The sequence below is a fragment of the Pseudoalteromonas aurantia genome (assembly GCF_005886875.1).
Taxonomy (GTDB): Bacteria; Pseudomonadota; Gammaproteobacteria; order Enterobacterales; family Alteromonadaceae; genus Pseudoalteromonas; species Pseudoalteromonas aurantia_A.
This window is the reverse complement of the sequence record NZ_PNBY01000242.1, coordinates 1-257: the sequence shown is the minus strand read 5'-3', so window position 1 is coordinate 257 and position 257 is coordinate 1. Positions and strand designations below refer to the sequence as shown.

Below are 257 nucleotides of genomic sequence, written 5' to 3'. Positions count from 1 at the left end.
TGACCTATGTACTCAGATGCAGTAGTCGCCATGAATTTTCCCGTACACCATCATCATTGTATAAATCTGTCGTCAGTAAACCAGCGTTCAGCTCTTTATGAGCAAGGGGGTCAGCCAGTTCACCGCCTGAATCAGAGTAAAAGCACCGAATAACGCCAAAGGTTCAATTGACGGTAACAGTGTAAAAATCAGAATAAACGCCAGGACTGTTAATGCAAACTTTCCGGCTTCGCCCTGGTAAAAAGACCTGGCTATTT

The 257-nt window shown here is 44.4% G+C and carries 1 protein-coding gene; it reads right to left on the bottom strand.

Features of this window, described 5'->3' with window-relative positions:
- Nucleotides 1-87: 87 nt before the first annotated feature.
- A complete protein-coding gene (locus tag CWC18_RS22040) occupies nt 88-255 on the bottom strand; it encodes an ATP synthase subunit I (protein ID WP_434063448.1) in 168 nt (55 codons plus the stop codon).
- Nucleotides 256-257 lie beyond the last annotated feature (2 nt).